Genomic DNA, 25,542 nt, shown 5'->3' with positions numbered 1-25,542 from the left:
AAACCAAACCGAAGAGTCGCCTGATCGGCGCGGCGGTCGCGCCGATGATTCGCGCAGCGAATCTACAGCGACTCCGATCACATCACGACTCAACCGACGGACCTTCCTCAAGGGCGTGGGGGTAACCTCCGGTGCTGCTCTCGTCGGCACTGGCTCTATGGCTCTTGACGATGGTCCTGTCCAAGAGGCCGACGCATTCGTATGTGGCGGCGTCTGTGTCGCTGCTGGCGCAGTCGGCGTCGCCGCACTCGGTGGCCTCGCCATCGGCGCTGCAACCGGGTGGGCGCTGCGCGAGTACGAAGTGCTTGGCTCGAACCCGCCGCCCGAAGGCCTCACAGCGGACACGCTCCGCGCGAAGGCCTACGACACTGCCAACGTCCGGCAGAGCACGAACGCCTCGACGTTCGTCGACAACCGCAACATCATCCAAGGCATCGAGCACGCCGCGTATGGCGATGCGAAGATGGCCGCTATCGACGCGCTGAATCAAGAACTGTCACAGTCGGCAGTCCAAGACGCTGCTGTGGCTGCTGTCAACGAGTACGAACTCACTGTCAAGAGGAACTTCCTCAAGACGTGGAACGAGTCGGTCAACGAACTCATGTCCATCCACGCGATGGCCTCTGAGCACTCTGGCTTCCGGTCCGACGCTGCCGACCTCATCCACGGTGGCAACCACAGTACGTACCACTTCAACCAGCCTGTCGAGAACAGCTACAACATCACGCCTGAAGGTGACTCGTTCACCATTCAGACGCTCGAACAGGGCACTGGCTCCGACACGCTGTACCAATGGGACCCGTTCTTCGAGGACACTGGGCAGTACACGAACAACCACGTCGTCGTCGATGGTGGTAGTGCTGGCAACGTCACCTACCTCCAACACGCCGACTGGAAACCTGTCTACGACGACATAGACGCTAAGTTCACCAGCGTCCGAGACGGTATCATCCTCTGGGTTGATACCGTCTACTCACAAGTAGAAGCAGGCGAACTCGACCCTGCTGAACTGCTCACGCCGCGAGAACTCGCGGCGATGACCTCGGACGACGAGGAGTTCAATCAGGCTATCGCTGACCTAATGGCGCTGAACGTAGCTGTCGACCTCGACCGCGAGGCGCGCGTCTACTTCAGCCAAATCGGCGCGACCCTCGACGGCGTTATCGCTACCACCGCTGAGACGACGCTACAAACGGGTAGCGTCGACCCGTCCGCCGACTCTCACTCGTACTTCTTCACCTACGACGCCTCGGAGGCTGAAGGTACGTGGAGTGCGTTCGAGTCTTCCATCGACGCCGGAACCGTCACGTTCACACAGGAGCCGTACTCCGACGTGGACTTCCACATCAGCACGACTGATGGGGAGACGGCAACCGTCACTGCAACCGCTTTCACCAACACCGGTACTGGCTTCGAGGCCGACCTCTCGAACCAATTGGACACCGCCACAACGAGCGTCGACGAGGTGACGTTCGATGCTGGCGTCGACGAGACGACCTACGTCACGGTGCAACTCGTCGACACGTTCGAAATTCTGACCTTCGTCGACTCCGGCGGCGTCGAGCACGACTCCGCCGAGTACACGAAGTCGCAACCGCACGACGACTCGAACTACATCACGAAAGAAGAGTGGAAAGCTCAGGAAGAGCGACACTCCGAACTCATCGAGAAGTTCGAGGAGAGCCAGTCCGGGGGCTCCGCCACTGAAGGGGCCTCGGACTTCCTGAGCGAGAAAATCATGGGAATCCCTATCATCGGATGGGGCGCAGGCGCGCTCGCGCTCGGCGCTGCTGCGAAGAACAGATAACCAGAGCGTACAACCACATAAAACCACAGTTTTTCCTGCTGCTCGTTTTCGTAGCGACAGCTCTGTCGCCTGCGACGGCGCTAGCACAAGAAGCCAACAATTCCTCGGCGGCCGCCGAAGCCGCCGCTGAGGCACTCGACTCGTACAGCACAGACAAACCCGCTGAACCAATCGACTCCGAAACCCGCGTCCTCGACAAGTCCTACAAAAATGGCCGCCTCATCATGGTCATCGAGTCCGACAAGGCTCAATTCGTAACCGTCGTCGACGCCGTGGCCGTGATGCAAGGACAGTCAACACCGAAGCACCGCGTTCCGCTCCGCGAGGGACTGAACCGCGTCGAGGTGCCTGTGGTCTCCGACGACGGCACCGTCGCGGCGACCGTCGACACCGGTCCGCGCATCAAGGGCGTCGTCCTCGAACATAACCCACCGCTCATATCGGGTCCGTTCACACAGTCTGACGTACAACTCGCTGCCGTTGCTGGCGCTTGCTCGGTCGCAATAGTCAGCATCATCGTGGTCTTCCGAACGATCTCCGGGCGCTCCGAATCTCCTGAAAGGTTGAGTGGTCCACGATGAATGACCCTATTAGGCGTTCTGAGCGACCCTCGAAATTCGAGCTACTGCTCGACTTCGTTAAGGCTCGCTTCTGGTCCATCGCAGCTGTAATCGTTATCCTCGTCCTCGGGGCGATGTACTTTGAGTTCGATCCGGTGGTTCCTCGGTGGGCGAAGCTGTTCCTCGTCACAGCACTGCTCATCTCTCCTCTCGGTGTCATCGTCGGCAGCTACATCACTGGACTGCTGTACGACCCGAACTACGTCTACCTCCTCGACGTTGATGCAGCTCGATTCGACGGCGCGCTCTACCAGTTCCCATACGAGTCCTTCATCGAAATCGAGGTTCTGGATGGGAAGCTCGACGACGTGGCCTCGAACCTCTATATCGGCAAAAACGTCGATATCGAAGCGATGACGGTCGAAGGGACGTGGCGCGGTTCGATGACCGACCGTGAACTCCTCACAGCGGTCACGAAGATATGGGAGTTTCGCTACCTCCTCGAACCTGACGCTCGCGAAGGTTTCAAGCTCAATACCTCTCTGTGGGGTATCGTCCGCTCGGCCACCGTCGACACGACGCTGCACGTTATCGACACGTTCGAGAAAGGCTCGCTTCCTGACGAAGGACATGGTATCGAGCAAGCCGTCGACCGTGTACTCGAAGAGTACGACGTTGACCGCTCCGTCCAAGAGGAGATGAAAGACGTCGGCCTCGACCCCGAAGAGGTCGACCTCACTCCTCCCGACGAAGACGCAGATTCGGCTGTTCCTCCGGAACCTTCCGAGCAGGTCGTTGCCAACGGTGAGTCGGCATGACTGACGAGAGACTTCTTACGGCAGCGAAACTGTACGAGCAGGTCGCCGGTGATCTCGACGGCGACCCTCGTCTCCAGCCTCACGCTGGTCTTCCTGTCCCTCCCGATGTCTCTCGTTCGCTGTCGTTCGTCGAGGCGGTGCTTGCTGAAGGCTCCGAGGAGTATGACCTCCCATCGTCCTTCGGCCAAACCGAACTCGGTGAGATTGTCGACTCGACCCTTCGCACCGACGTTGCTCGCGAAGCGGTCGTTAATGAACACGCAACGGCGATGTCCTACCTCGTCGGTGTGACCGAGCAAGACCTCGACGGCTCCGCGCTCCGGCTCCCGCTGCGCATCGTCGAACAGCTCGAAAACAGCGACGCGCCGGCGTTCGTTACCGGAACCGGGAACCCGAACAGCGGGAAGACCAACCTCATGTCGCTGCTCACCGAGTTGCGTGACGCGACCGTCGACGACCTCCTGGTAATCTCGAACTCGCGCAGCTGGTCTCGAACTGATCTCGTCGTAACTGGAGCGCACGACCTCGCCTGCTCACTGATCGAGCATCGGGACCGACCGAAGTTCGTCTTCGTCGACGAAGGCTCGACGCACTTCGACGCCCGGACGAATCGTCGAGAGGTCGCGGTCCAGTTCACACCGCTGGCGAAACGCTTCGCGAAAATCGGCGTCGACGTGTTCGGCACCGTCGGCCATACGGGGAAAGACCTTCATCCCGAACTGAAGCGACTCACGACGCTGGCCTACTACAAACTGGATAAGAAGACGGTCGACTTCTTCGAGGAGTGGCCTGCCGACGCCGATCATCCTGTCGGTCGACTGTTCTCTGGGTCGGTCGAAAACCTCGAACCGTCTGAATCGGAGCCAGACCCGAACGACGCAGCGCCGTGGCGGTGGGACCTCCGAGCGGACGTCTTCTCGCGTGACCTCGACTGGCCCGATCTCCTAGACGAGCTGCGCGACCTCGGTCCTGACCTCGAAAACTGATCTTCCTTTTCCTCTCAAAAACTACTGCCGACCCACCCAGCCGGCCACCCGAATCCCTCCTTGTGAGGGTGAGGTGGCCGGCGGTGGAATTATCGACTATTCTTTCTCATTTCATATCCACGGATTGTGTGACCTATCTGGTCAAGATTGGTATCTTTTGAAGAGAATTCGTATGATTTGTTTGGCGTATGTACTCGGAGAACAGCTCTACGGAGGAGGAATCCATATCCGAGTACCACAATTCCGTAAATGAACCCAGGGATTCCAAGCACAAAAAATAGTGCAGAGAACACACCAGCATCAGGTATCTCGCCGAAAATAGCACCAAGGACAATCAATAACAAACTCCCAGCTGCGATTCCAATTCCCATCATTAAGTATCGTTTTGGATACGAGGGGCTTGTGTACTCAATTGAGTTCACACCATTGAGCGAAATATCTGTTACATCTTTTCCCCGGACGTAAACAACGCGGTGTGGTGTGCAGGCTAGGGTACCTTCTTTACTATCAGATATTGCATCAACACTGTCGAATGCAGTGACGCTGGCAGTGGCTGACTCGTTTTTTACCAGGTAGTCATTCAGTTCCATAGATTCTATCTAAAAAGAATGTACAATAAAACTACGTGTACTCTGTGTTAAATTCCTATAGACTGCTTTTAGACCCAGAGAGCGAGTTGGCTGCTCTTCAAATTCTACTTACAGTCCGATATACGTGGATTAATAGTACCGTAGTTCTTCGACCCCAGTATGTCTACTCAGAGTCAACTTGACGGAAAGCTCTCCGATATCGAGGAGGTGACTGTTTTTTATCGTCCTGTTCAGTCTCGTGAAAGGCTCCGAGAACCCGATCAACAGAGTATCGATTCGCAGTCTGAATTGGTTGATGTCCAAGAACTAGTCAATTATATTAAAGATAAGAAATTGGACTATCCGATGCCACTTAAGGATTCCAACATGAATGAGATGACTAGTGATCGTGTCCGTTCTATATTTGAAAGCGATGCAGCAGACCACTATGTCAAAGATTTACTTGGTCTCTTTTGTTCAACACTAGAAGGTCGTCAAAAGTCGAAGGACAAATTTGCTATGTTAGTCTATTTGGGAGACCAGTATTTACTGGCTCACTCTCGTGCAAAACGGGGGATGTCTCTTCGAGAAGGAGACGGTGAAGAGGAGAACGAAAGTCCTAATGAAATTAAGCTTATAAAGCGGTTTTTAGATGTTGACAATATTCTGAGTGCGGCGTTGTTTGAACAAAAGGCTAGGGCAGTACAGTTTGCTCACTTCACTGACTCTGGTTCAGACTCATTTCGAGGCTTCCTCGGTGTAAACGAACACCAATTGAATTATCGTCGTAAGACTATACAAATTCTCTGCTACTATCGTGGTCGGAGAGAGTATAGTTGTAAATTTGAGTTCACAAATGACGAATTCAGCGACAAATGGCTTCGTGATGATGAAATCGAATTTTCTGGCAATAAGCTCCATATCTCTACGGACGGCAACCACGACCGTCCACATGAGGTAAAAGAAATTCGGTGGGGCAACAACACCTACGAATCAATTGAGAGCTTCAAGAGTGACTTCAAACAAGAGTCACTTGGGTTAGATATTGACGAGGACAAATATGACAATCTCCATAGCTATCCTTCCGAAGACGGTAGCCAGCTTTCGGTATACGACGCAACAGAGGTAATAGACCATCAACGATCAGTAGAAGTTGTGAAGAAAGATGGGGAAAGAGAACTCCAAAAGAAGAGCCAAACTCCAGACAATCTTCATGTGATTTATTCGAGCTCTCATATTCGATTAGATAGTTCGTTTGCTGACGATATATTCACAGATATTGTAAATCAAAATGAGATCCAAATCTATCACCCATCTACTTCTCCAGCAGCTCAAGCGCTTACTATTGGAAAGGTCACGTTTCTGAATATCGACCGAGAGAAGGTTTCGTCAGAACGTATTCGGTTCCTTGAAGAAACATACATGCACGCATTGAACCGCACTGGTGAAACGGTTCGTAAATGCCTTTTGACCTCTATGATGCATGTGCTAAGAGAATCAGCAGAACCATCGCTGGGCAACGCATTGAGCCAGATAATTAATATTTATACGGGAAATCCCTCAGATGGAGCCACAGTTAGTACCAAAGAAAATGAAGGGATTCCATTAATAGAATACAAAAACAAGCTGCATCTTGAAGGTGATGACCCTGCTGCAAAAATAATTTCTGAAATAGAAACGGAGGATGGAAAAGGAGTTGACACGAAAGTCATCCTATGGGGTTTCACTGAGCAAAGTCGAGTTGTTGACGGATTTAGTTCTCAATCTTGGAATGATGATCGGATCTCTAACATTGAAAATGTCGTACGACAGAGATTACAGGACATCGATTTAGAACATAAGGAGTTCATGATGCAACCGATCCCCTTAGACACTTCTGGAGAGCGGATGGCGATTACGGGGGTGTACTTCTAATGGTTTCCCTTGAATTACCAGTAGGTAAGTTTTCACGCGCACTTAATTCTGTAAATGCATTAGTGGATACTGCGCCGGTCTTATTCTCTGAAGACGGATTTTACATTGAGACGGTAGACGAAGCAAATGTAGCTGCGGTGACAATGTGTCTTCAACCTGACGCATTTGATTATTACAATGCAGATGGTTTGGAGGTTCATCTGGATATTGAACAGCTAACTCAAATATTACAGAAATTTGATGCTGATCAGCAAGTTACAATTGAATACAAAAAAGAGGATGGTCGATTCGAGGTGAGTATCGAGAGTTTCACCTTTGATCTCAGTCTCATACACCCCGAAAGTGTACGAGGTGGTCAAAAGGCGGGTGAAATTGAACCTCCAGCCGAAATCGTCATTGATTCTAGTGAAATCAGAAAAGCAGTTCGCTTGGCGGATATGTTTTCTGACGAGCTTATCATGGGCGTCGATGAAAAGAGAGGCGTGTTTTACATAAATGCAATCGGAGATTCAGATAGTATGGCCGTGTCATTCTCTGAGGGTGATAAGGAAGTGACGAAAGTCACACCCTCAAAAGCACATTCTATATATTCTCGGTCATATCTATCACAAATAACCAAGAACATTCCTGCTACTGAACACCTATCGATTAAGCTGGGGCAGGAATATCCTGCAAAAATAACATTTGAAATTGCGGATATGAATGGCCATGTTACGTATGGCCTTGCGCCCCGCTTCCGATGATATTACTTCCCAACATAGTATCTTTTCAGGCTTGCTGCATTACTCGGTAGAATTTATTAATTGATTCTATTCAATTCAAATCTCTATCTAAATTAGAAACATCCAGTTCCCCATCAAGGTACTTTTTCCCATCTTCCGTAATCGTGTAGACCCCGTTCCCCAGATTTCTGGCTAGTCCCGATTCGACCAGGTGATCGCGAAGACGGCGGCCAATGTACTCAGCTCCAAACCGTACGCGGCCGTCTTCTGCCATCTTGGATGGTGGATGTGGGCCTTCCTCTGAAAGAAATTCTAAGATACGGTCATCTGCTCGTACCATCCAATCCGCATCTAATCTCATTAACCTCAGTTCATGCCTAAGCGCGGTATATCCCACGACAATCTCACACTTGACCAATTGAACATTAATCTGAGTAGTACAGAGCAAACTATTAGTAGGTCTAACCTTACGATAGACCTATCGGAAGCTACCTGCTGAACTGACTATCGTCAATAACAGTAGAATCGGCGGGCCGGTGGTGTGACACCGGATCCGCAGTAGCCTCCGTAACCACACTACGGAAGCATGTTCGCAAACACTCTGTGGGGTCTTGAACCCCGCCCAAGAGACGACGAACCGCCTACCGACTGCCCGGCTTGGTCGACGATCTTGAATAAACTAGATAGTCCGGCTCAGACCATGAGTTTCACTTTCGGAAGAACGGCCACTTTCACTCTACACCCATGGCTGAGCTATAATACATCCACGCCAGAATGTCTCGTAACGCTAACGGTCTATCACGAACGCGCAGATCCTGGCAGATGCAGCGCGTTCGTGGACGACCGTGGCTCCCAAATGGAAGCCATGACACGATACGAAAACGGCCGATGTAAGCGTAGCGGACGGACCGAATCTAATGTGTACAATTCCGCTTGTACACAGTACGCCCGCAGTGGGGCTCTGTGAGCCGAAAACGCGAACTCTCACCCCGCGAAGCGCGTGATCGGTTCCTCGCTCGACGCCAGCAGCGCCAGACAGAGAAAACTGTCCGGAGTTACAGGAACCGACTTACCCGCTTCGTCCACTGGGCGGAGAGCGAGGGCATCGAATCGATGTCCGAACTCTCGGGGTGGGACCTCGACGAGTACCAGGCGTACCGCGAAGCGCAGGGTGTCGCGCCCGCGACGCTGAAGGGCCAGCTCATGGCACTGAAGCAGCTGCTCGATTACTGCGTTCGTATCGAGGTCGTCGACGAGGAGATCGCCGACAAACTCGAGATTCCGAAACTTACACCCGAAGAGGAAACCAGCGACAAGAACCTCGCGAGTGAAGAGGCGTTGTCGCTGCTCACGTTCTACCGAGAGTCGCACCAATTCTACGCGACGCCCGAACACACCTTCCTCGAAGTTGCCTGGCACACCGGCGCGCGGATCAGCGGGCTACGCGCTCTCGACCTCGGTGACTTCGACCCGGACCAGCAGTCGCTCGAATTCCATCACCGGCCACCAAAGACCGGACTGAAGAACAAGAAATCGGGAGAGCGCGTCGTCGGTATCAACGCGACGGTCGTGAGCGTTCTTCAGACGTACATCGCACGCGAACGCTTCGACAAGCGCGACGACGATGGCCGCGAACCCTTGTTCTCCTGTCGGCAGGGTCGACCCTCGGACAGTACTATTCGAGCGTGGAGTTACCGGGGAACGCAGCCGTGCGTCTATCGCGATTGTCCTCACGGTAACGAGCGGCGGAGCTGCGAGTTTACTCACCGGAACCATGCGAGTAAGTGCCCGTCCTCGAGGTCGCCTCACGCAATTCGGACTGGCTCGATCACCTGGCAGTTGGACGTCGGGATTCCGATCGAGTTGGTCGCCGAGCGCGTGAACGCGACGCCGCAGACAATCCGCCGATATTACGACAAAGCAGACGAGCAGGAGCGTTTCCGCCTTCGACGGCGTGAGCTATCGACAAATCTCGATATCGAGAATGATGACAATGAGTAACACGGAAATTCGAAATCGGCTAGAACAGGGGCAGAGGTGCTGTAACGCCAGAATTTCACGGGCCCCTCCGACCCCATCAATTTCTCGCGACACTCACCTCGGAGCGCTGCACGGGTACGTGACTTACGTCCCCGAGGCGACCCACCGCTTGCCGGTTGTCGACTGTTACGAAGCGGGAGAGTCGCGTAGGGACCTGTGCGAGAGAGCTCTGCCGTCGAGAACTTCAATCAATGCTGAAGAACCGGGCGGCGTAGTCGGGTTCGCCTCGCCGCGGCGTCACCACGACGAACGACTCCGGCGACATCTTCACGAGCCTCGTGGGAAGTTGTCGGAGATGCGGCGACCACCCGATGCCGCCCTCCCGGGCTTTCAACGGTATCACGAGGACGTCCCCCTCGGCGTCACGCAGCCAACTCCAGAGCGCCTCCCAGTCGCCGACGGAGGTCATGGTCACCTCCATCTGGGGGTCGACGAGATTTATCAGCGGTTCGTACTTCCGGGCCGGCGGCCAGGCTCCGTCTGCGATAACTTCGAGCCCGACGCCGAGATTCTCGGCGAGGCGTTTGACGAGGTAGACGCTCTCGGAGAACTCCTCGTGGTGGCCGATGCTCGGCGGTAAAATCAGCAGAATTCGCGACGTCGTGTTTATCGGCCTACCGGGTCGGGAGATGAGCACCGGGTCGGTCGTCCGTCGGCGAACTTGGTTCGCTGTTCCCCAATCAAAGGCATCGGTTGCGAGTGGTCCCGACCGATACCGATCACTGTACGACAGTTATCCTTTCGTGACGCCGAATCCCGAAACAGGTTCGAGCCACCGGCTACGGCTCGACTTCGGCAATGACAGAAAAGAAGGTTTACATATAGGGAAACGTAGGCGTCTCCATGGACGGGAGGAAGCGGCGATGAGCGACCGACCCAGAGGCGAACCGTACCAGTACACCGGACCCTGCCCGGTCGACGGCTGTGAGGAGCAGTTCGTCGGCATGGGCGTCCCCCACCTTCGACAACACGTCCGCGAGATACACGGTCCGCTCGCCGTACACGAGCAGGTTCCCGAACTCGAACTCGTGCGAGGAACCGAGGCCCAACACCGCCACCGCGAACGCAAGTAACCTACCCGCTGCGACCCCCGAACCCACCCGAGCGTCGCTTCCTCCCTCGATTTTCACTCCGAGGATCCCGCTCTCTCCCACCGTTTCCCCTCGACGTATCCACCGCGACGTTTCACGCCACGAGCGTCGCCGACCAACGTCAACCGACGCCGAGCGACGCGGACCAACTTCGGCCGACCTTCGAGCGGGTCACCGTGTGTCCGCGCTCGCCTCACCGACGAGCGAGTCGAGGAACACGCCGATGCGCGCACTCGTCTCGGCCCACGTCGGGTGGGCGTCGTACGTCGCCAACGCGGCCAGTCCCATCCGTGCGAGGCGCTCGCGGTTCCGACAGAGCGGGACGACCACGTCGGTGAGCTCCGTGGAGTCGGTCGGGTCGACCAGATAGCCGTTCGTCGCGTCGGCGACGAGTTCACTCGCCCCGCCCGATCCGGAGGCGACGACCGGTAGCCCGAATCCCATCGCCTCGACGTAGGCGATGCCGAACCCCTCGTGCGTCGACGGCATCGCGAACAGGTGACTGCGTTCGTACAGCGTCGCCAGCGCCGCGTCGTCTAGCCGCCCGGTAAACTCCACCCTGTCGCCGATCGCGAGTCGGTCGACGGCGCTCCGAAGCGCGGCGACGTACTCCGGGTCAGCGGTGAGGTTTCCGGCGACGACGAGTTCCCACGGCTTTCGGACCCGAGCCAACCCCGCCACCAGCGTCTCGACGTTCTTGCGTCTCGTGACGTTGCCGACGCAGACGACTCGGAGCGGACCGTCGTTCGCGCGTTCGCGGACACGAGCCGGCGAAACCGCCGTCCCGAATCGGTCGCCCGCCGGGTAGGCGACGACTGACGGCTTCTCGCCGCCGACGAGGCGCGAGACGGCCCGACGCGTCGTCTCGCTGTTGCAGACGAACGCGTCGACAGACCGGAGGTACGCCCGTTCGAGACGCCGCACGAACGCGTTCCGCCACGGCGCGCGCGGTTCGTCGCTGCGGAGGTGGTGGACGACGGCGATTACAGGGGCGTCGATGTCGAGTCGGCGGTTGAGCCACGGCAGCGACGGGTGGCAGAGTTCGTCCTGCACCAGCACGTCGAGGTCGGCCGACCGGAGGCGACGGCGGAGCGACCTGTTCAGATTATCCGCCGTCGAGCGGAGATACCCCCGTTCGGGTAGCGAGAAGACGACCACCTCGTCGCCGCGCTCGCGGAGGTGGTCGGTGACTCGCCGGTCGTAGAGGAATCCGCCGGAGCGTTCGTCGAGGTCGCCGTAGACGAGAAAGCCGACGCGCATTCAGAGCGCCGTCTCGTAGGCCGCCGACGCCTCCTCGTTTTCCCACATCGTCACGCGAACCCGTTCGGGACCGTCGAGCGTCGCCTCGTCGACGACCTCCTCGCAGACGATGCGGGCAAACCGCTCGACGCTCGGGTTCGCTCCCTCGAACTCGGGCAGGTCGTTCAGCGTCGCGTCGCGGTAGCGGTCGACGACCGGTTCCAGCGCGGATTTCACCTCGTCGATGTCAACCAGATAGCCGTACTCGTTAAGCGTCGGCCCCTCGAAGCGCAGCTCCGCGCGGAACCGGTGGGAGTGTCGCTCACCCTCCGGTCCGGGGTCGGGCACCGTCAGAAAGTGTTGGGCGATGAACGACCGACGGACGGTTACCGAGTACATACCCCTGTCAAGGGCTGCCGTACGTAAAGAGGATGCCCACGGCGTCCGACGACTCCGAATCGAGCAACTCGTAGGCGCGCTCGGCCTCGTCGACAGGGACGCGGTGAGTGAGCAGGCGCTCGACGTCGAGTTCGGCGAGGCGGTCCCACGCCACGTCGAGGCGGCGGTCGCTGTCCCACCGACCGCGGAGCGACGGATCGAGCGTGCTCACCTGGCTGTTCTGTAGCCGAATGCGGCTGCGGTGAAACCGCCCGCCGAGGTCGAGCGTCGCCGGTTTCGTCCCGTACCACGACCCGACGACGACGCGGCCGTCGTACCCCGTCACCGCGATTGCGGTGTCCAGCGCCGCCGGATTCCCGGAGAGCTCGAACGTAAGGTCCGCGCCGTCGCCGACCGCCCGGCCGCGAGACTCGTCGCCCGTAGGCTCCGAGGGGTCGAAACGCTCGCGAATCTCGTCGGGCGGGAGGCTCTCGTCGGCACCAAACTCCAGCGAGAGCTCCCGCCTTCGGGCGATACCGTCGACGGTGACGAGTTCGCAGAGCGGGAACGACGAGAGGACGGCCGTCGTCAACAACCCGACTACCCCCTGGCCGAAGACGACGACGCGCTCGCCGACCAATGGACGGCCGTCCATCGCGAAGTTGACCGCCGTCTCGACGTTCGGGAGGAGCGTCGCCGCCGCTGCCGAGCAGCCATCCGGGACCGGGTGGAGTTCGTCCGGCGAGGTGCAGAAGTGACTCTCGTGGGGGTTGAACCCGAACACGCGGCGATCCGCCCACTCGTCGTCGACGGCGTCGCCGACGGCGGCGACGGTCCCCACGGCGGAGTAGCCGTACCGGAGCGGATAGTCGAGTGAGCCGCCGAGCGCGCCGATGCTCTCGTCGGCGTCGAGGTCGTTCGGGGCTTCTCCCCGGTAGATGAGCAGCTCCGTCCCGGGGCTGATAGCCGAGTACTCCGTCTTGACGAGTACCTCGTCGGCATCGGGAACCGGGAGTTCGGACTCCGTGACGCGAACTTCGCGCGGGGACGTGAACGTCACGGAGCGGGCGGGCATGGGTCGTTTAGTCGTCGCTGACGTGCGCCGGCGCGGCCTCGAACTCGACTGTCGTCCCCCGGTGACGGCAGTCTTCGAGCGCGTGTTTGGCCGCGAATCCGGCGATGTGGGCGCTCTCGCCTGCGCCGACGCCGACTTTCAGTTCGACGCCGACCTCCGACTCGACGTGGTCGACGGCGTTTCGGTACTCGCTCTCGGAGAGCGTGGGGCAGACGGAGATGATGTTGTCTCCGCCGACGAAGAAGGAGAGCGCACCGTGTGCCTCGCGCATGTGACGCATCAGGCTGGCGTACCCCTGCTCTATCTGGATGAACGAGTCGAACTCGTTGAGTCGGTCGGTGTACTTACCGGTGGCGTCGTTCACGTCGAAGTGGGCGATGTGCAGGTCGTCCGCGCCGCTCCCTTCGTGGAACTCGCCGCCGAGCACCTCCCTGCGATCGCCGTCTTGGGCGCTCCCGGCGAGTTGAATCTCCTCGGTCGCCCGTTCGAGCGCGGCGACCGGCACTTCGTCGACGCCGACGCCGAGGCTCAGGGTGACGGGGTATCGGTTCCGAATCGACTCCTGCAGGAGTTCGTGGTCGGTCCGGTCGAGACCGTTCGTCACCGCGACCATGTTGTCGAAGCGCGTGAAGAAGACGTAACCGTCGCGGCTCCCGACGAACTGCGCGAGGTCGGCAAAGAGGCGAGATTGCAGCGTCTGGAGGTCCATCTCCCGTCGCGGTTCGGGGGTGACCGTCCAGGGTCCGTAGTTGTCTATCTGAATCAGAGTCAACTGCGTTTTCGTCACGGTAGCTGATACGAAGGGGGCAGGCTACATTGTTCTTTGGTTCCGAAGTCGGCTCTCGGCGCGTCAGCCCCGCTCTCTGGAGGGTTCGGCGGCTGTCGTCATCGCCGGGTTCAACACCGCGGACGACTTACGGCGAACGATGGAGTTTCGCGGCGCAGTACTCGACGTAGACGGGACGGTCCTCAGGGGTAACGAGCGGATACCGGGGGCGACAACGGGACTCGACGCGCTCGACCGGGCGGGCGTCGACCGCGTCTTCTTCTCGAACAACCCGACGAAAGCGCCGCCTGCGTACGCTGATCGGTTCGCCCGCGCCGGCATCGACGTTTCCCCCGACGAGGTGCTCACCTCGGGGACGGCGACGACGGCGTACCTCGAAGCCGAACACGCCGACGCCGCGCTGTTCCTCGTCGGCGACCCCGGACTCGAAGCGCAGTTCGCGGACGCTGAGCTGACCGTCACTGACGACCCCGTAGCGGCCGACGCCGTCGTCGTCTCGATTGATCGCGATTTTCACTACGACGACCTCGTGGCGGCGATGGTCGCGCTCGAAGACGAGTCGGTGCCGTTTCTCAGCACCGACCCCGACATGACGATTCCGGCGGTCGACCGCGATCTGCCGGGGTCCGGAGCGATGACCCACGCCGTTTCGGGCGTCTCCGGCCGGTCGCCCGACGCGACGCTCGGTAAACCCTCGGCGCACGCCCGCCGCCTGGCGCTCGACCGCCTCGGTCACGGCGCCGACCGGTGTCTGGTCGTCGGCGACAGACTCGACACCGATATCGCGCTCGGCGCGTCGGCAGGGATGACGACGGTGCTCGTCAAAACGGGTATCGCCGACGACCGCGCGCTCGCCGACTCGCCGATCGAGCCCGACTACGTCCTCGACTCGTTCGCCCACATCGAGCGCGTACTGGACGCTGGGTGATCCCCTGATTCGGCGCTCAGACGTGGTCTTCGAACTCGGCCCCACAGTCCGGACACGCGACGACGGGCCGGTCCGCCTCGCCCAGCACGACGCGCATCTCCTCGTGACCGCACGCCGGACACGGTCGAGGCGAGTACGCAGCGTCGCAGTCCGGACAGACGAGACCGGGTTCGCCCTCGACGCTCCCGAGACGCAAGTCGTCGCGACCGCACTCGCGACACCGAAGCGGCACTCGAATGTTGTCGCTCTCGCGGGGCGCTCCGAGGGCCAGCACGACGAGCTCGTCGCTCGAATCGTTTTTTCCCGACTGGAACTCGTCCGGCGCGAACCGAATCGCCTCGTCTTCCGCGACGATCACCTCGCCGTCCAACGTCTCGAACGTCGCCTCGCCCGCCGTGACGACGAAGATCTCCTCCTGGTCGGCGTGCGCGTGGAGACCGCCGGGCAACCCGCCTCCCGGCGGGACCCGGTAGCGATTGAGCGCGACGCCGGTCGTCGCCAACGCGGCGGACAGGTCGCGACGACGAGTCCCGTCGTCGAAGACGGTCGGGTCGACGTCGTCGACGGTGATTCGCTTCATACGTTCGGCGTCGGTCCGTGCGCCCTCCTATTTTTCGGGGTTGAGACGCCGCCGTCAACTGGCCGAACGAATCTGGGAATCCGACGAAACGTTATCACTGTGTGTGAAGAACTCTCACACACCATGTCAGGCAAGAAACTACTCATGATAGTGGGCGACTTCGGCGAGGACCTCGAGATAATGGTGCCGTTTCAGGCGCTGCAGATGGTGGGTCACGAGGTGGACGCCGTCTGCCCGGAGAAGGAGGCCGGCGACCGAATCAAGACCGCGGTCCACGACTTCCGCGGCGACCAGACGTATCTCGAGGAGCGCGGCCACGACTTCGCGCTCAACGCAACGTTCGACGACGTCAGTCCCGAGAAATACGACGGACTCGTCGTCCCCGGCGGCCGTGCGCCGGAGTATCTCCGGACGTACGACGCGGTGCTGGAGTACGTGCGGCACTTCTTCGAGGAAAACAAGCCCGTCGCGTCGCTCTGTCACGGCCCGCAGATTCTCGCCGCCGCGGGCGTCCTCGATGGCTACGAGATGACCTCGTACCCCGCCGTGCGCGCCGAGTGCGAAGCCGCCGGCTGCGCGTGGGTCGACGAGGTGACCACCGACGGCAACCTCGTCACCGGCCACGACTGGTCGGACCACCCCGAGTGGCTCTCGCAGTTCCTCGACGTGCTCGGGACGAGCGTCGACCACGAACCGGCCTCCGTCGCGGCCGACGACTGACCGCCAAATCAGGAGGCGTGTGAACACGCATCACTATTTTATAGGAGAGCGACGAAAAGCGAGTATGGAAGGCGACGACAGTCCCTACCGTTTCCGCGACGAGCGGACGACGACTCCCGTGTACGACCCCGAAGAGCGCGAGACGGTCATCGTCGACGGTCGAGCGATGAGCTACCGAAGCTATCGTCGACAGTAGCCCCTCCCGAACCTCCAGTACGCCAAAGAATCAGAGTCGAGGAGCGCGCGCTCAGAACGCGCCGTCGTTGACCGCGATGTCGGCGTGAAGTTCCTCGCGGAGCGCCGCGTGGACGTGACAGATGTCCTCTGCGCGCGAGACGACTTCGTCGACCTCGTCGCCGAGGTCGGCTTCGACGTGGATGTCGAAGCGAATCGCGGTGAGGTCGTCGTCCTCGTCGAGGTCAGCCTCCGCGTCGATCTGGAGTTTTCCGAGGTCGTCGAAGCCGCGCTGAGAGCCGCCGACACGGAACGCGGGCAGGAAACACGACGCGTAGTCCGCGACGAGCACCGAGTTCGGGTCCGGTCCCTGTTCGCCCGTTGCGTCGATGGAGAGTTCGAAGTCGCCGACTTCGCTCGTACTCGCGTAACCTTCTTCGCTGACCGTGGTCGTCTGGATGTCCGTCATACGTACCGAGCGTGGAACTGGAACGTCCTAAAGATTGCTTCATCGGTGACCAAATGACAGCGTGTTTCCCCGGAAATAATCGCGTGTTTGTCCTCGCCAACGGGTCGACGGATCCGCGCTGGGACGGAGGACTCGCCGGTCGAACCGACGCTGGTCGAACTGGCCCCGGATGTGGAGGCGACGCGACTCCACCGCCGCGGGTTAGACTGATTCGCCTTCGATGGTCGTCTCCGCGTGGAGGTTCTCCTTCAGCGCGTCGTGGACCTTGCAGAGTTCGAAAGCACGCTCAAGGATTTCCTCGCCCTGGCCATCTTCGAGCGCCGGTTCGACGCGGACGTCGAAGGCGACCGATTCGAGCTTGTCGTCGTCGTTCAACTCCCCGATCACGTCGATCTCGATGCGCCCGAGGTCGACGTCCCGCTGGCGCCCCCCGACGCGCAGCGCCGGGACGAAGCAGGACGCGTACGCGGCGAGCAGGCTCTCGAGCGTGTCGGGGGCCTCCTCGCCGTTCGAGTCGATATCCACCTCGAACTCCCGTATCTGACTGGTCGCGCTGTACCCTTCCTCGGAAACGGTGTGTACTTCTTTCGCCATACACCTTTCTCAACCACTGCCGGCCACAAAAATGGTCGTTTCAGTGGGTTGAAAGACGCAAAATCTGAACAATCGTGGAAGCCGACCGACCCCGGCGGTTCAGTACCCTTCTTCGAGCGTGAACGTCTCGTCCGCTTTGGGGATTTGGACCTCGACGTCGGAACCCGTCGCTTCGACCTCGCGGCGGAAGTCGTCTGGGTCCTGCTCGATGGGCGGAAACGTGTCGTAGTGCATCGGGTAGGCGTAGTCGACGTCCAGCCAGTCGACGGCGATGGCAGCCTGCCACGGCCCCATCGTGAAGTGGTCGCCGATGGGCAGCGCCGCGGCGTCCGGTTCGAGGTACGGGCCGATGACGTCGCGCATCTCGGTCATCAGACCAGTGTCGCCCGCGTGGTAGAACGTCGTCGACTTCTCGTCGGACACCTGCGTCGGGTTCGTATCCGAGATGATGAAGCCGCCAGGCATTCCGACGTCGTACTCGTAGCCGGTGTTGACGCCGTTTGTGTGGTCGGCGCGGTGCATCGTCACGTAGGCGTCGCCGCACTCGACGGTGCCGCCGATGTTCATCCCCATGCCGCCGACGGCGTCCTCGAAGCCCAGCTCCTCTTTTGCGTAGGAGACGAGTTCCGGCACCGCGACGAGCGTCGCGTCGGAGAACTCGCCCGCGTGGCCGATGTGGTCGGCGTGGCCGTGCGTCAACAGCACGTAGTCGGGGTCGTCGACGTCCGACGGGTCGAGCGACGTCTTCGGGTTGTCGAAGAACGGGTCGATGAGCAGGCCGGTCTCGCCGACGGTGACGTACCAACATGAGTGTCCGTGCCAAGTGAGTTCCATAGCGTGTCGTTCTACGGAGCAGTTACGCATAAAAATACGTCCGGCGGTCGGATTCGCTGGCGGCAAAAGGTCAAAAAGCGCCCGAGCGCTTCCGCTGAGCGCTACAGAATCCGAAGCTCTCGGGGCGTCTCGGTCAGCACCTCGGCCCCCGATTCGGTCAACAACACGTCGTCTTCGACCCTGACGCCGCCGACGCCGTCGACGTAGACGCCGGGTTCGACGGTGAACGCGTTGCCGACGGCGAGCGTCGCCTCGTTGCCCTCGACCAGATACGGCGGTTCGTGGCCCTCCAACCCGAGGCCGTGGCCGAGGCGGTGCGGGAAGTACTCGCCGTAGCCGGCGTCGTCGATGACCTGTCGTGCGGCGCGGTCGAGTTCCTCATACGCGACGCCCTCGGCGACCGCCTCGCGCCCGGCGCGGGCGGCCTCCCGGACGACCTCGTAGATGTCGCGGCACTCCTCGCCCGGGTCGCCGACGGCGACGGTGCGGGTGATGTCCGAGAAGTAGCCGTCGACGCGGACGCCGAAATCTATCATCACGAGGTCTCCGTCTTCGATTTGCGAGCCGCCGGTGTTGGCGTGCGGGAACGCGGTTCGCTCGCCGACGGTGACGATACCGCCGCTGTAGGTGTCGGCGTCGCTGTCGATGACACGCTTCTCGATGGCGCGCTCAACGTCGCGTTCGCTCATGCCGACCTCGATATCCCCGAACGTCTCCTGCAGGACGCGGTCGGTGATGCGCGCTGCCGTCCGCATCGACTCGCGTTCGGATTCGTCCTTGTGGGCGCGCAGCGCCGCCGCGGCGGGTTCGAGGTCGCGTATCGACTCGGGGTCGTGGTAGTTCGTGAGCAGATTGTACTCCAGAACCCGAGTCGACCGAAATTCGACGGCGGCTTCACCGGAGAGGTCGCAGTCGGCGGCGAGTCGGTCGAACGCTTCGCTCGCCGCCCGCGTCGGGTCCGTCGCGTCGCCGTAGGTGTAGAACGGCACGTCGGCGCCGAGGGCGTCGGCGACGCGGTCGGTCTCCAGTTTCGGAAGGACGGCCGCCGGCCCGTCCGTTCGCGAGAGAAACAGCAGCGTCGGGCGCTCGCTCTGATGCATCGACAGTCCCGAGAGATAGCGAAGCGTCTCGCTGGGTGCAACGTACGCCGTGTCGACCGAGTCGGGAAGTTTCTCGAACAGCGCCGACCGTCGGTCGGCGTATCGCTCTGTCATGCGTGAGCGAGGCGGACGACGCCTACTAAGTGTATGGCTCCCGGCGGTCGGCTACGGATTGTGGTCGGTCACCTCGACGACGACGGCGTCCTCGACGTACTCCTCGTCGCCGTCCTTGCGGAGTTGTACCGTCTCACCGGGGAGTCCACTGTCGGGTTCGGCGACGTCTCTGGGCACCGAGACGGCGGTGACGCCCTCGAACGTGAGCGCACGCCGTAACACCGTCCGGTCGCCGTACTCGACGGACTCCCAGTCTTCGTCCTTGGTCGCGTCGAGTTCCTCGCCGAAGTACGACTCGGCGTCCGTGTCCGTGCTCTCGCCGCCGACAGTTTCGGTAGCGTCCGACTCCCGATACTGATGCAGGTAGACCAGCATAGGCGACTGTCAACGAGCAGCATGATAGTCGCTGGGGCGAGGATACTTCGCCCGTCCGTGTCGCCGCCTCGCAAAGAACTAAGCGCCGAGCTACACACGCTCATCCATGCATCACGTCCGATTTCGCGACCCGGCAGGAGCGGTTCGAACCGGCGAGTGGCACGACGACAAGGTAACGTTCTGCGGCGAGACGTACGCGCTCGACGACGTCGAGATTCTCCCACCGTGCGAACCGTCGAAAATCGTCTGCATCGGTCGCAACTACGCCGACCACGCGGCCGAACACGGCGCGGATGTCCCCGACAGACCGATGCTCTTCCTGAAAGGTCCTAACACCGTCGCCGGCCACGGTGACACGGTGACGCTTCCGGCCGGGAAACAGCGCCTCGACTGGGAGGCCGAACTGGGCGTCGTCATCGGCGAGCAATGCCGGAACGTCGCCGCCGAGGACGCGATGGACGTCGTCGCCGGGTTCACCTGCTTCAACGACATCTCGAATCGCGACGACCAGCGTCAGGAGCAAAACTGGATACGCGGCAAGGCGTTCGACGGCAGCGCGCCGATGGGGCCGGTGCTCGCCGACCCGGAACACGTCCCCGACGACGCCCGCGTGACGCTCCGCGTCAACGGCGAGACGAAGCAGGACGGCAGCCGAGACCAGATGGTGTTCGACGTACCGACGCTCGTCGAGGAGATAACGACGTACCTGACGCTCGAACCGGGCGACATCATCGCGACCGGAACGCCGGAGGGCGTCGGCCCGCTCTCGGACGGCGACCGCGTCGAAGTGGAGATAGAGGGAATCGGCACGCTCGAACACGGCGTTCGGATCCCGTAGATAGCGAGCAGACGGCGCATCGATTCGCTCGTGAGGGGCACGCCGTTCTCCCGCCTCGACCCCGTCACGGCGTTCTTCAGTTCACGAGGGTAGGTGGTCCCGTTCTCGGTCATAAACCTTCGAGGTCGGCGTCACGGACGTGTACTCCATCTCCGGACGCGGGGCCGCCTCTCGCCCGTTGTAAGCACCCTTAAGACCCGCCACAAACACGTACCGAACATGGAACCACGGGACCTCTCCGCGAACTCACCGTACGTCCCCGGCCGGGGAATCGAGGAGGTCGCCCGCGAACTCGGTCTCGACCCCGACGACCTGGTGAAACTCTCGTCGAACGAGAACCCACACGGGCCGAGTCCCGACGCGGTCGCGGCGGTCGAAGCGGCCGCTTCGGAGCTCGACGTCTACCCGACCACCTCGCACGCGGACCTCACCGAGAAACTGGCGACGAAGTGGGACGTCACACCTGAACAGGTGTGGGTCAGCCCCGGCGCGGACGGCGCTATCGACTATCTTCACCGCGCGACGCTCGACCCCGACGACGAGATTCTCGTCCCCGAACCAGGTTTCGCCTACTACTCGATGAGCGCGCGGTACGTCCACGGCGGGTCGTCTACGTACGGCCTCTCGAAGGACGACGACTTCGCGCAGACGGCAGAGGGCATACTCGACGCCTACGACGGCGAACGCGTCGTCTACCTCACTTCGCCTCACAACCCGACCGGCTCGGAGTTCCCGCGCGAGGAACTCCTCTCGTTACTCGACGCGGTCGACGACAACACGCTCGTCGTCGTCGACGAAGCGTACGGCGAGTACGCCGAACAACCCAGCGCCGTCGACCTGCTGGACGACCACGACAATCTCGCTATCCTACGCACGTTCTCGAAAGCGTACGGCCTCGCCGGACTCCGCATCGGCTACGCCGTCGTTCCCGAGGCGTGGGCCAGCGCGTACGCGCGAGTCAACACCCCGTTCGCCGCGAACGAACTCGCCTGCCGCGCGGCGCTCGCCGCCCTCGACGACGACGAGCACGTCGAGAGATCCCTCGAGAGCGCCCGGTGGGCGCGCGAATATTTGTACGAGAACCTCGACGCGCCGACGTGGGAGAGCGCCGGGAACTTCGTCCTCGCCGAGGTCGGTGACGGAACCGCCGTCGCCGACGCCTGCCAGCGCGAGGGTGTCATCGTCCGCGACTGTTCGAGTTTCGGGCTTCCCGCCTGCATCCGCATCTCCTGCGGCACGGAAGAACAGACCGAGCGCGCGGTGGAGACGCTCAACCGCGTCCTCGCGGAGGTCACGGCGTGAGAGTCGTCGTCACCGGCACGCCCGGCACCGGCAAGACGAGCGCGACAGCGCTGCTCGAAGACGAGTTCGCCGTCGCGCATCTCAACGACGAGGTTCGTGACCGGGAGTTCTGGACCGAGCGCGACGAGGAACGCGACTCGCTCGTCGTCGGCGTAGAGCAGTTAGAGTCGTGGGTCGACGAGGAGTACGGCGCTGCCGGGGGAGAAAACGAGACCACCGTCGTTGTCGAATCACACCTCGCGCACCTCCTGCCCGCCGACCGGGTGGTCGTCCTCCGCTGTCGTCCGGACGTGCTCGAATCCCGCATCCTCGACCGCGGCGAGAACGAGGCGAAAGCCGCCGAAAATAGGGAGAGCGAAGCGCTCGACGTAATCCTCGCCGAAGCGGTCGAGGAACACGGCGTCGACGCTGTCTACGAAGTCGAGACGACGGACCGGTCGCCCGAGGCCGTCGCCGACGCGATTCGCGCCGTCATCGCCGGGGAACGGGAGCCGTCGGCCGGGACGGTCGACTATCTGGAGTACCTATGACGCTCGACCAACTGCGGCCCGTCGCCGACCGACTGCTCGACCCCGTCGTCTCGGGCGCGAACAGGCTCGGACTGACGCCCGACGGCGTGAGCGTCATCGCCTTCGGGTTCGCCGTCGCCGCCGGCGGGGCGTTCTGGGTCGCGTCGGCGGAGTCCCGACTATGGTACGCTCTCGGGGCGCTGTTCGTCTTCGTCAACGGCTGGCTCGACCTGCTGGACGGGGCGCTCGCCCGCGAGCAGGGCGTGGCTTCCTCCGGCGGTGACCTGCTGGACCACGTGCTCGACCGCTACGCCGACATCGCCGTACTGGTCGGGATGGCGGCGGGTATCGGTCGCTACGATCTCGGTCTCGCCGCGGTGACGGGCGTGCTGATGACCTCGTACCTCGGCACGCAGATTCAGGCGGTCGGACTCGGCCGCCAGTACGGCGGCCTGCTGGGCCGCGCGGACCGCCTCGCGCTCGTCGGCGTCGTCGGCGTCGTCGCCGCCGTCGTCCCCGGACCGCTGGTCGCGGGACTCTCAGCTGTCGGCCTGCTGCTCGCGCTGTTCGCCATCGTCGGTCACTTCACCGCGCTCCAGCGCTTCTGGGGTGCGTGGTCGGACCTCGACTGAGTCCGTTCGCTCGGCCACTCGGCCATCGAAGCGTTCGGACTGCTCGGGCCGCTCGACCGTTTTCTGGGGGAAAATCGCGGGTCGACTCGCCGCGGCCTCGTCGTGTATTTTATACCACGTCGTCGTCTACGGGGGCGTATGCCACAGTGCGAGATGTGCGGTGCCGAACAGGCATCGCTCACAACCACGAAAGTCGAAGGTGCCGAACTCCAGCTCTGTGAGAACTGCAAGGGGTTCGGGACCGAGGTCCGCACTGAGTCGACGAGTTCTGCCTCGACGAAGTACTCCACCTCGTCGAGCGGAAAGTCGTCCTCGTCCAGTTCGTCCTCCACCTCCTCGTCCTCGTCCGGCGGGTCGCGCCGGCGCCGCCGCGACATGTTCGACGATATGGACGAGATCGCCGGCGACTACGACGACCGCATCCGGCAGGCCCGCGAGGCCGACGGCCTGAGCCAAGAAGATCTCGCGAAGAAACTCAATGAGAAGGCGAGTCTCATCCGGAAACTCGAACGCGGCGACATCCTCCCCAGCGACAGCGTGCGGAAGAAACTCGAACGTAAGCTCGACATCTCGCTCACGGAGGGCGGGAGCGACGAGGACGCCGAGTGGTCCGGCGGCGGGTCGACGACGACGACGCTCGGCGACGTCGTCAAGCGGAAAGACTGAGCGACGACCCGAACGACTCGTTTTCTTCGCTGTTTCGACGCGACAGCGTGCCGCTATCCGGAGAGTTATGCGCTCTCCCTGTTCTCTGTCCACGCATGCCACGGGAGGAGTTCACACTCGGGGCGGCCCAGATAGAACCGGTCTACCACGATAAGGAAGGGACGCTGGAGAAGACCTGTCGGTGGATCGAGCGCGCCGGTCGGGAGGACGTCGACCTGCTCGTCTTCCCGGAGACGTACTTTCCGGGCTACCCCTACTGGCGCGGGAGCGTCTCGATACCGCGCTGGACGGACCTCGTCGTTGACCTGGCGAAGAACAGTCTCGCGGCGGCGGACGAGGCGACAGAGGTGCTCGGCGATGCGATTCGGGAGGCCGACCTCCACGTCGTCCTCGGGACCAACGAGACCGACGACCGACCCGGGAGCGGGACGCTCTACAACTCGCTGTTCTTCTTCGACCGAGACGGGGCGCTCGTCAGGCGGCACCGGAAACTGATGCCGACGCACGCCGAGCGCGCAATCTGGGGCCGAGGCGACCCGTCGAGCCTCGCGACCCACGAGACGGACCTCGGTCGCGTCGGCGGTCTCATCTGCTACGAGAACCACATGACGCTGTCGAAGGCGGCGCTGACGGCGATGGGCGAGGAGATCCACGCCGCCGTCTGGCCCGGCTTCTGGACGATGGACGGCCACCCCGGCGACAAGACGCGGGCGGAGTCCGCCGAGGCGCGCGACACCTGCGACATCTACCCCGCCGTCCGCGAGTACGCCTTCGAGACGCAGTCGTTCGTCGCCTCCTGCTCGGCGTACATGAGCGACGACGCCGTGGAGGAGTTCGGTGCCGAGGAGCTCGGCTTCAACGTCGCCGCCGGCGGGAGCATGCTCGTCAACCCGGCGGGAATCGTGAAGGCCGGCCCGGCCGTCGGCGAGGAGACGCTGCTGACGGCCGAGTTCAGCCGCGACGAGCGCCGCACGACGAAGGCGTACTTCGACGCGATGGGCCACTACACCCGCTGGGACGCCGTCCGACTGGAGGTCGACGACCGGACGTTCGACCCAATCAGCCGAGCGGACGACGGTTCCCCTCGATCGACGGACGACCGCGGGGCTCGGCGAACGCTCTCGCCGGCGGCGGCCGAGCGAATCGCCACCGAGTACGACGTCTCCGTGGACGCCGTCGAGGCTGTCGCCGAGGCGGTTCGCGACGACAGTTGGTGAGAACGGGGCGACGGGAGGGCCACCTGGCGAGGGCGCTCAGACGTCGGGGTTTCGGTGACCGTGTCCGAGGACGAGCGCCACCAGGTTGAGCACGAGCAGCCCGACGAACAGCAACGTTCGCTCTCCCTCCAAGCCGCCGATCACGATGGCGATGAGCGGGAGGGGGAGCACGACCGCCACCCAGAAGGCGACGAGTTGGACCGCCGGCTGGACGTCTCGAAGTATCTCTCCGACCGGTTGGAGGGTAGTTCTAGCACTCATCCGCTGCACCTCGACATGTGACCTGCGATACGGTCTCCGAGCCTATAGCTATACAGCGCTTACTCCGCGTAAGCAGCGGATACTCGTTCGGTAGTCAGTAGACACACCCCCGACAGTTAGCGGTACAGCAGTCTGGTAGTTCGTGATTCGGCTGTCGGTAGTTCGCGAGTCAGCCGTTCGGTAGTTCGCGGCTCGCTCGTCCGACGTGCCGACCGTCGGACGGTCCGCCCACCAGTCTCGCCG

General features: G+C 61.4%; 31 protein-coding genes. 17 read left to right on the top strand and 14 right to left on the bottom strand.

Going from position 1 to position 25,542, the window contains the following annotated elements:
* The first annotated feature begins 157 nt into the window (after positions 1-157).
* The 4 genes from LAQ58_RS08455 to LAQ58_RS08440 all read left to right on the top strand — a co-directional run bounded on the left by LAQ58_RS08455 (position 158) and on the right by LAQ58_RS08440 (position 4,171).
* Complete coding sequence (locus tag LAQ58_RS08455; protein WP_224447013.1) at positions 158-1,807, top strand: Env/VP5 family phage fusion protein; 1,650 nt, start codon at positions 158-160, stop codon at positions 1,805-1,807.
* The gene (locus LAQ58_RS19250) at positions 1,759-2,388 is read left to right on the top strand and encodes a DUF8063 family protein (RefSeq protein ID WP_484494498.1); all 630 of its coding nucleotides are present in this window, start codon (positions 1,759-1,761) and stop codon (positions 2,386-2,388) included. The genes LAQ58_RS08455 and LAQ58_RS19250 overlap by 49 nt, the downstream gene beginning before the upstream one ends.
* 113 nt (positions 2,389-2,501) lie before the next feature.
* Positions 2,502-3,185, top strand: coding sequence for a DUF8125 domain-containing protein (locus tag LAQ58_RS08445; protein WP_224447011.1), 684 nt, complete (start codon positions 2,502-2,504; stop codon positions 3,183-3,185).
* Positions 3,182-4,171, top strand: coding sequence for a hypothetical protein (locus LAQ58_RS08440; protein ID WP_224447010.1), 990 nt, complete (start codon positions 3,182-3,184; stop codon positions 4,169-4,171). Before LAQ58_RS08445 ends, LAQ58_RS08440 begins: the two co-directional genes overlap by 4 nt.
* An 89-nt stretch (positions 4,172-4,260) precedes the next feature.
* On the opposite strand, the gene LAQ58_RS08435 is transcribed toward LAQ58_RS08440, so the two are convergent.
* Positions 4,261-4,761 (bottom strand): hypothetical protein, encoded by a 501-nt coding sequence (locus tag LAQ58_RS08435; protein ID WP_224447009.1) that lies wholly within the window; start codon positions 4,759-4,761, stop codon positions 4,261-4,263.
* Between the two features lie 159 nt (positions 4,762-4,920).
* Between LAQ58_RS08435 and LAQ58_RS08430 the strand changes: the two genes are divergently transcribed.
* Positions 4,921-6,654 carry a hypothetical protein gene (locus LAQ58_RS08430; RefSeq protein ID WP_224447008.1) on the top strand — a complete coding sequence of 578 codons (1,734 nt, stop codon included), beginning with the start codon at positions 4,921-4,923 and terminating at the stop codon, positions 6,652-6,654.
* Positions 6,654-7,397 carry a beta clamp domain-containing protein gene (locus LAQ58_RS08425; protein WP_224447007.1) on the top strand — a complete coding sequence of 248 codons (744 nt, stop codon included), beginning with the start codon at positions 6,654-6,656 and terminating at the stop codon, positions 7,395-7,397. The genes LAQ58_RS08430 and LAQ58_RS08425 overlap by 1 nt, the downstream gene beginning before the upstream one ends.
* A gap of 70 nt (positions 7,398-7,467) precedes the next feature.
* On the opposite strand, the gene LAQ58_RS08420 is transcribed toward LAQ58_RS08425, so the two are convergent.
* On the bottom strand, positions 7,468-7,737 hold the full coding sequence (locus LAQ58_RS08420) for a MarR family transcriptional regulator (protein WP_425490706.1): 270 nt from the start codon (positions 7,735-7,737) through the stop codon (positions 7,468-7,470).
* A 602-nt stretch (positions 7,738-8,339) separates the two neighbouring features.
* Between LAQ58_RS08420 and LAQ58_RS08415 the strand changes: the two genes are divergently transcribed.
* The gene (locus LAQ58_RS08415) at positions 8,340-9,377 is read left to right on the top strand and encodes a tyrosine-type recombinase/integrase (RefSeq protein ID WP_224447005.1); all 1,038 of its coding nucleotides are present in this window, start codon (positions 8,340-8,342) and stop codon (positions 9,375-9,377) included.
* A gap of 223 nt (positions 9,378-9,600) precedes the next feature.
* Here the strand turns inward: LAQ58_RS08415 and LAQ58_RS08410 are convergent, their stop codons facing one another.
* Complete coding sequence (locus tag LAQ58_RS08410; RefSeq protein ID WP_224447004.1) at positions 9,601-10,053, bottom strand: hypothetical protein; 453 nt, start codon at positions 10,051-10,053, stop codon at positions 9,601-9,603.
* 226 nt (positions 10,054-10,279) lie between these two features.
* Here LAQ58_RS08410 and LAQ58_RS08405 point away from each other — a divergent pair, with 226 nt between their 5' ends.
* Positions 10,280-10,489 carry a hypothetical protein gene (locus LAQ58_RS08405; RefSeq protein ID WP_224447003.1) on the top strand — a complete coding sequence of 70 codons (210 nt, stop codon included), beginning with the start codon at positions 10,280-10,282 and terminating at the stop codon, positions 10,487-10,489.
* Between the two features lie 189 nt (positions 10,490-10,678).
* On the opposite strand, the gene LAQ58_RS08400 is transcribed toward LAQ58_RS08405, so the two are convergent.
* From LAQ58_RS08400 to LAQ58_RS08385, 4 genes are read right to left on the bottom strand one after another with little or no spacing between them, the layout of a single operon-like run.
* Entirely contained in the window at positions 10,679-11,767 is a 1,089-nt protein-coding gene (locus tag LAQ58_RS08400) for a glycosyltransferase family 4 protein (RefSeq protein WP_224447002.1), read from the bottom strand.
* Positions 11,768-12,145, bottom strand: a complete 378-nt coding sequence (locus LAQ58_RS08395) for a 6-pyruvoyl trahydropterin synthase family protein (protein ID WP_224447001.1) — start codon at positions 12,143-12,145, stop codon at positions 11,768-11,770.
* A gap of 7 nt (positions 12,146-12,152) precedes the next feature.
* On the bottom strand, positions 12,153-13,199 hold the full coding sequence (locus tag LAQ58_RS08390) for a zinc-dependent alcohol dehydrogenase (protein ID WP_224447000.1): 1,047 nt from the start codon (positions 13,197-13,199) through the stop codon (positions 12,153-12,155).
* A gap of 7 nt (positions 13,200-13,206) precedes the next feature.
* The gene (locus LAQ58_RS08385) at positions 13,207-13,986 is read right to left on the bottom strand and encodes a GTP cyclohydrolase III (protein ID WP_224446999.1); all 780 of its coding nucleotides are present in this window, start codon (positions 13,984-13,986) and stop codon (positions 13,207-13,209) included.
* A 139-nt stretch (positions 13,987-14,125) separates the two neighbouring features.
* On the opposite strand from LAQ58_RS08385, the gene LAQ58_RS08380 reads away from it, so the two are divergent.
* Positions 14,126-14,914 carry an HAD-IIA family hydrolase gene (locus tag LAQ58_RS08380; RefSeq protein WP_224446998.1) on the top strand — a complete coding sequence of 263 codons (789 nt, stop codon included), beginning with the start codon at positions 14,126-14,128 and terminating at the stop codon, positions 14,912-14,914.
* A gap of 16 nt (positions 14,915-14,930) precedes the next feature.
* Here the strand turns inward: LAQ58_RS08380 and LAQ58_RS08375 are convergent, their stop codons facing one another.
* On the bottom strand, positions 14,931-15,494 hold the full coding sequence (locus tag LAQ58_RS08375) for a cupin domain-containing protein (protein WP_224446997.1): 564 nt from the start codon (positions 15,492-15,494) through the stop codon (positions 14,931-14,933).
* 123 nt (positions 15,495-15,617) lie between these two features.
* On the opposite strand from LAQ58_RS08375, the gene LAQ58_RS08370 reads away from it, so the two are divergent.
* Both LAQ58_RS08370 and LAQ58_RS18930 read left to right on the top strand, forming a co-directional pair.
* Complete coding sequence (locus LAQ58_RS08370) at positions 15,618-16,214, top strand: DJ-1/PfpI family protein (protein ID WP_224446996.1); 597 nt, start codon at positions 15,618-15,620, stop codon at positions 16,212-16,214.
* 64 nt (positions 16,215-16,278) lie between these two features.
* Positions 16,279-16,410, top strand: a complete 132-nt coding sequence (locus LAQ58_RS18930) for a hypothetical protein (protein ID WP_255594707.1) — start codon at positions 16,279-16,281, stop codon at positions 16,408-16,410.
* Between the two features lie 51 nt (positions 16,411-16,461).
* Here LAQ58_RS18930 and LAQ58_RS08365 read toward each other — a convergent pair whose 3' ends face one another.
* The 5 genes from LAQ58_RS08365 to LAQ58_RS08345 form a co-directional block, all read right to left on the bottom strand.
* Positions 16,462-16,857, bottom strand: a complete 396-nt coding sequence (locus tag LAQ58_RS08365; RefSeq protein ID WP_224446995.1) for an OsmC family protein — start codon at positions 16,855-16,857, stop codon at positions 16,462-16,464.
* Positions 16,858-17,058: 201 nt separating this feature from the next.
* Entirely contained in the window at positions 17,059-17,451 is a 393-nt protein-coding gene (locus LAQ58_RS08360; protein WP_224446994.1) for an OsmC family protein, read from the bottom strand.
* Between the two features lie 99 nt (positions 17,452-17,550).
* The gene (locus LAQ58_RS08355; protein WP_224446993.1) at positions 17,551-18,285 is read right to left on the bottom strand and encodes a metal-dependent hydrolase; all 735 of its coding nucleotides are present in this window, start codon (positions 18,283-18,285) and stop codon (positions 17,551-17,553) included.
* A gap of 101 nt (positions 18,286-18,386) precedes the next feature.
* Complete coding sequence (locus tag LAQ58_RS08350) at positions 18,387-19,499, bottom strand: M24 family metallopeptidase (RefSeq protein WP_224446992.1); 1,113 nt, start codon at positions 19,497-19,499, stop codon at positions 18,387-18,389.
* Positions 19,500-19,550: 51 nt separating this feature from the next.
* Complete coding sequence (locus LAQ58_RS08345; RefSeq protein WP_224446991.1) at positions 19,551-19,874, bottom strand: hypothetical protein; 324 nt, start codon at positions 19,872-19,874, stop codon at positions 19,551-19,553.
* Between the two features lie 106 nt (positions 19,875-19,980).
* On the opposite strand from LAQ58_RS08345, the gene LAQ58_RS08340 reads away from it, so the two are divergent.
* The 6 genes from LAQ58_RS08340 (at position 19,981) to LAQ58_RS08315 (ending at position 25,038) form a co-directional block, all read left to right on the top strand.
* Positions 19,981-20,712 (top strand): fumarylacetoacetate hydrolase family protein, encoded by a 732-nt coding sequence (locus tag LAQ58_RS08340; protein ID WP_224446990.1) that lies wholly within the window; start codon positions 19,981-19,983, stop codon positions 20,710-20,712.
* A 219-nt stretch (positions 20,713-20,931) separates the two neighbouring features.
* Positions 20,932-22,014, top strand: a complete 1,083-nt coding sequence (hisC, locus tag LAQ58_RS08335; protein WP_224446989.1) for a histidinol-phosphate transaminase — start codon at positions 20,932-20,934, stop codon at positions 22,012-22,014.
* Entirely contained in the window at positions 22,011-22,544 is a 534-nt protein-coding gene (locus LAQ58_RS08330) for an adenylate kinase family protein (RefSeq protein WP_224446988.1), read from the top strand. Before hisC ends, LAQ58_RS08330 begins: the two co-directional genes overlap by 4 nt.
* Positions 22,541-23,155, top strand: coding sequence for a CDP-alcohol phosphatidyltransferase family protein (locus tag LAQ58_RS08325; RefSeq protein WP_224446987.1), 615 nt, complete (start codon positions 22,541-22,543; stop codon positions 23,153-23,155). Before LAQ58_RS08330 ends, LAQ58_RS08325 begins: the two co-directional genes overlap by 4 nt.
* Positions 23,156-23,293: 138 nt before the next feature.
* Entirely contained in the window at positions 23,294-23,821 is a 528-nt protein-coding gene (locus LAQ58_RS08320; protein WP_224446986.1) for a multiprotein bridging factor aMBF1, read from the top strand.
* A gap of 95 nt (positions 23,822-23,916) precedes the next feature.
* Entirely contained in the window at positions 23,917-25,038 is a 1,122-nt protein-coding gene (locus LAQ58_RS08315) for a carbon-nitrogen hydrolase family protein (protein ID WP_224446985.1), read from the top strand.
* A 36-nt stretch (positions 25,039-25,074) separates the two neighbouring features.
* Here the strand turns inward: LAQ58_RS08315 and LAQ58_RS08310 are convergent, their stop codons facing one another.
* Positions 25,075-25,299, bottom strand: coding sequence for a DUF8028 family protein (locus LAQ58_RS08310; RefSeq protein WP_224446984.1), 225 nt, complete (start codon positions 25,297-25,299; stop codon positions 25,075-25,077).
* Between the last annotated feature and the right edge of the window lie 243 nt (positions 25,300-25,542).

The organism is Haloprofundus salilacus (genome assembly GCF_020150815.1).
GTDB lineage: Archaea > Halobacteriota > Halobacteria > Halobacteriales > Haloferacaceae > Haloprofundus > Haloprofundus salilacus.
Note: the sequence above shows the minus strand (reverse complement) of the source record. Positions and strands in the feature narration are given on the sequence as shown.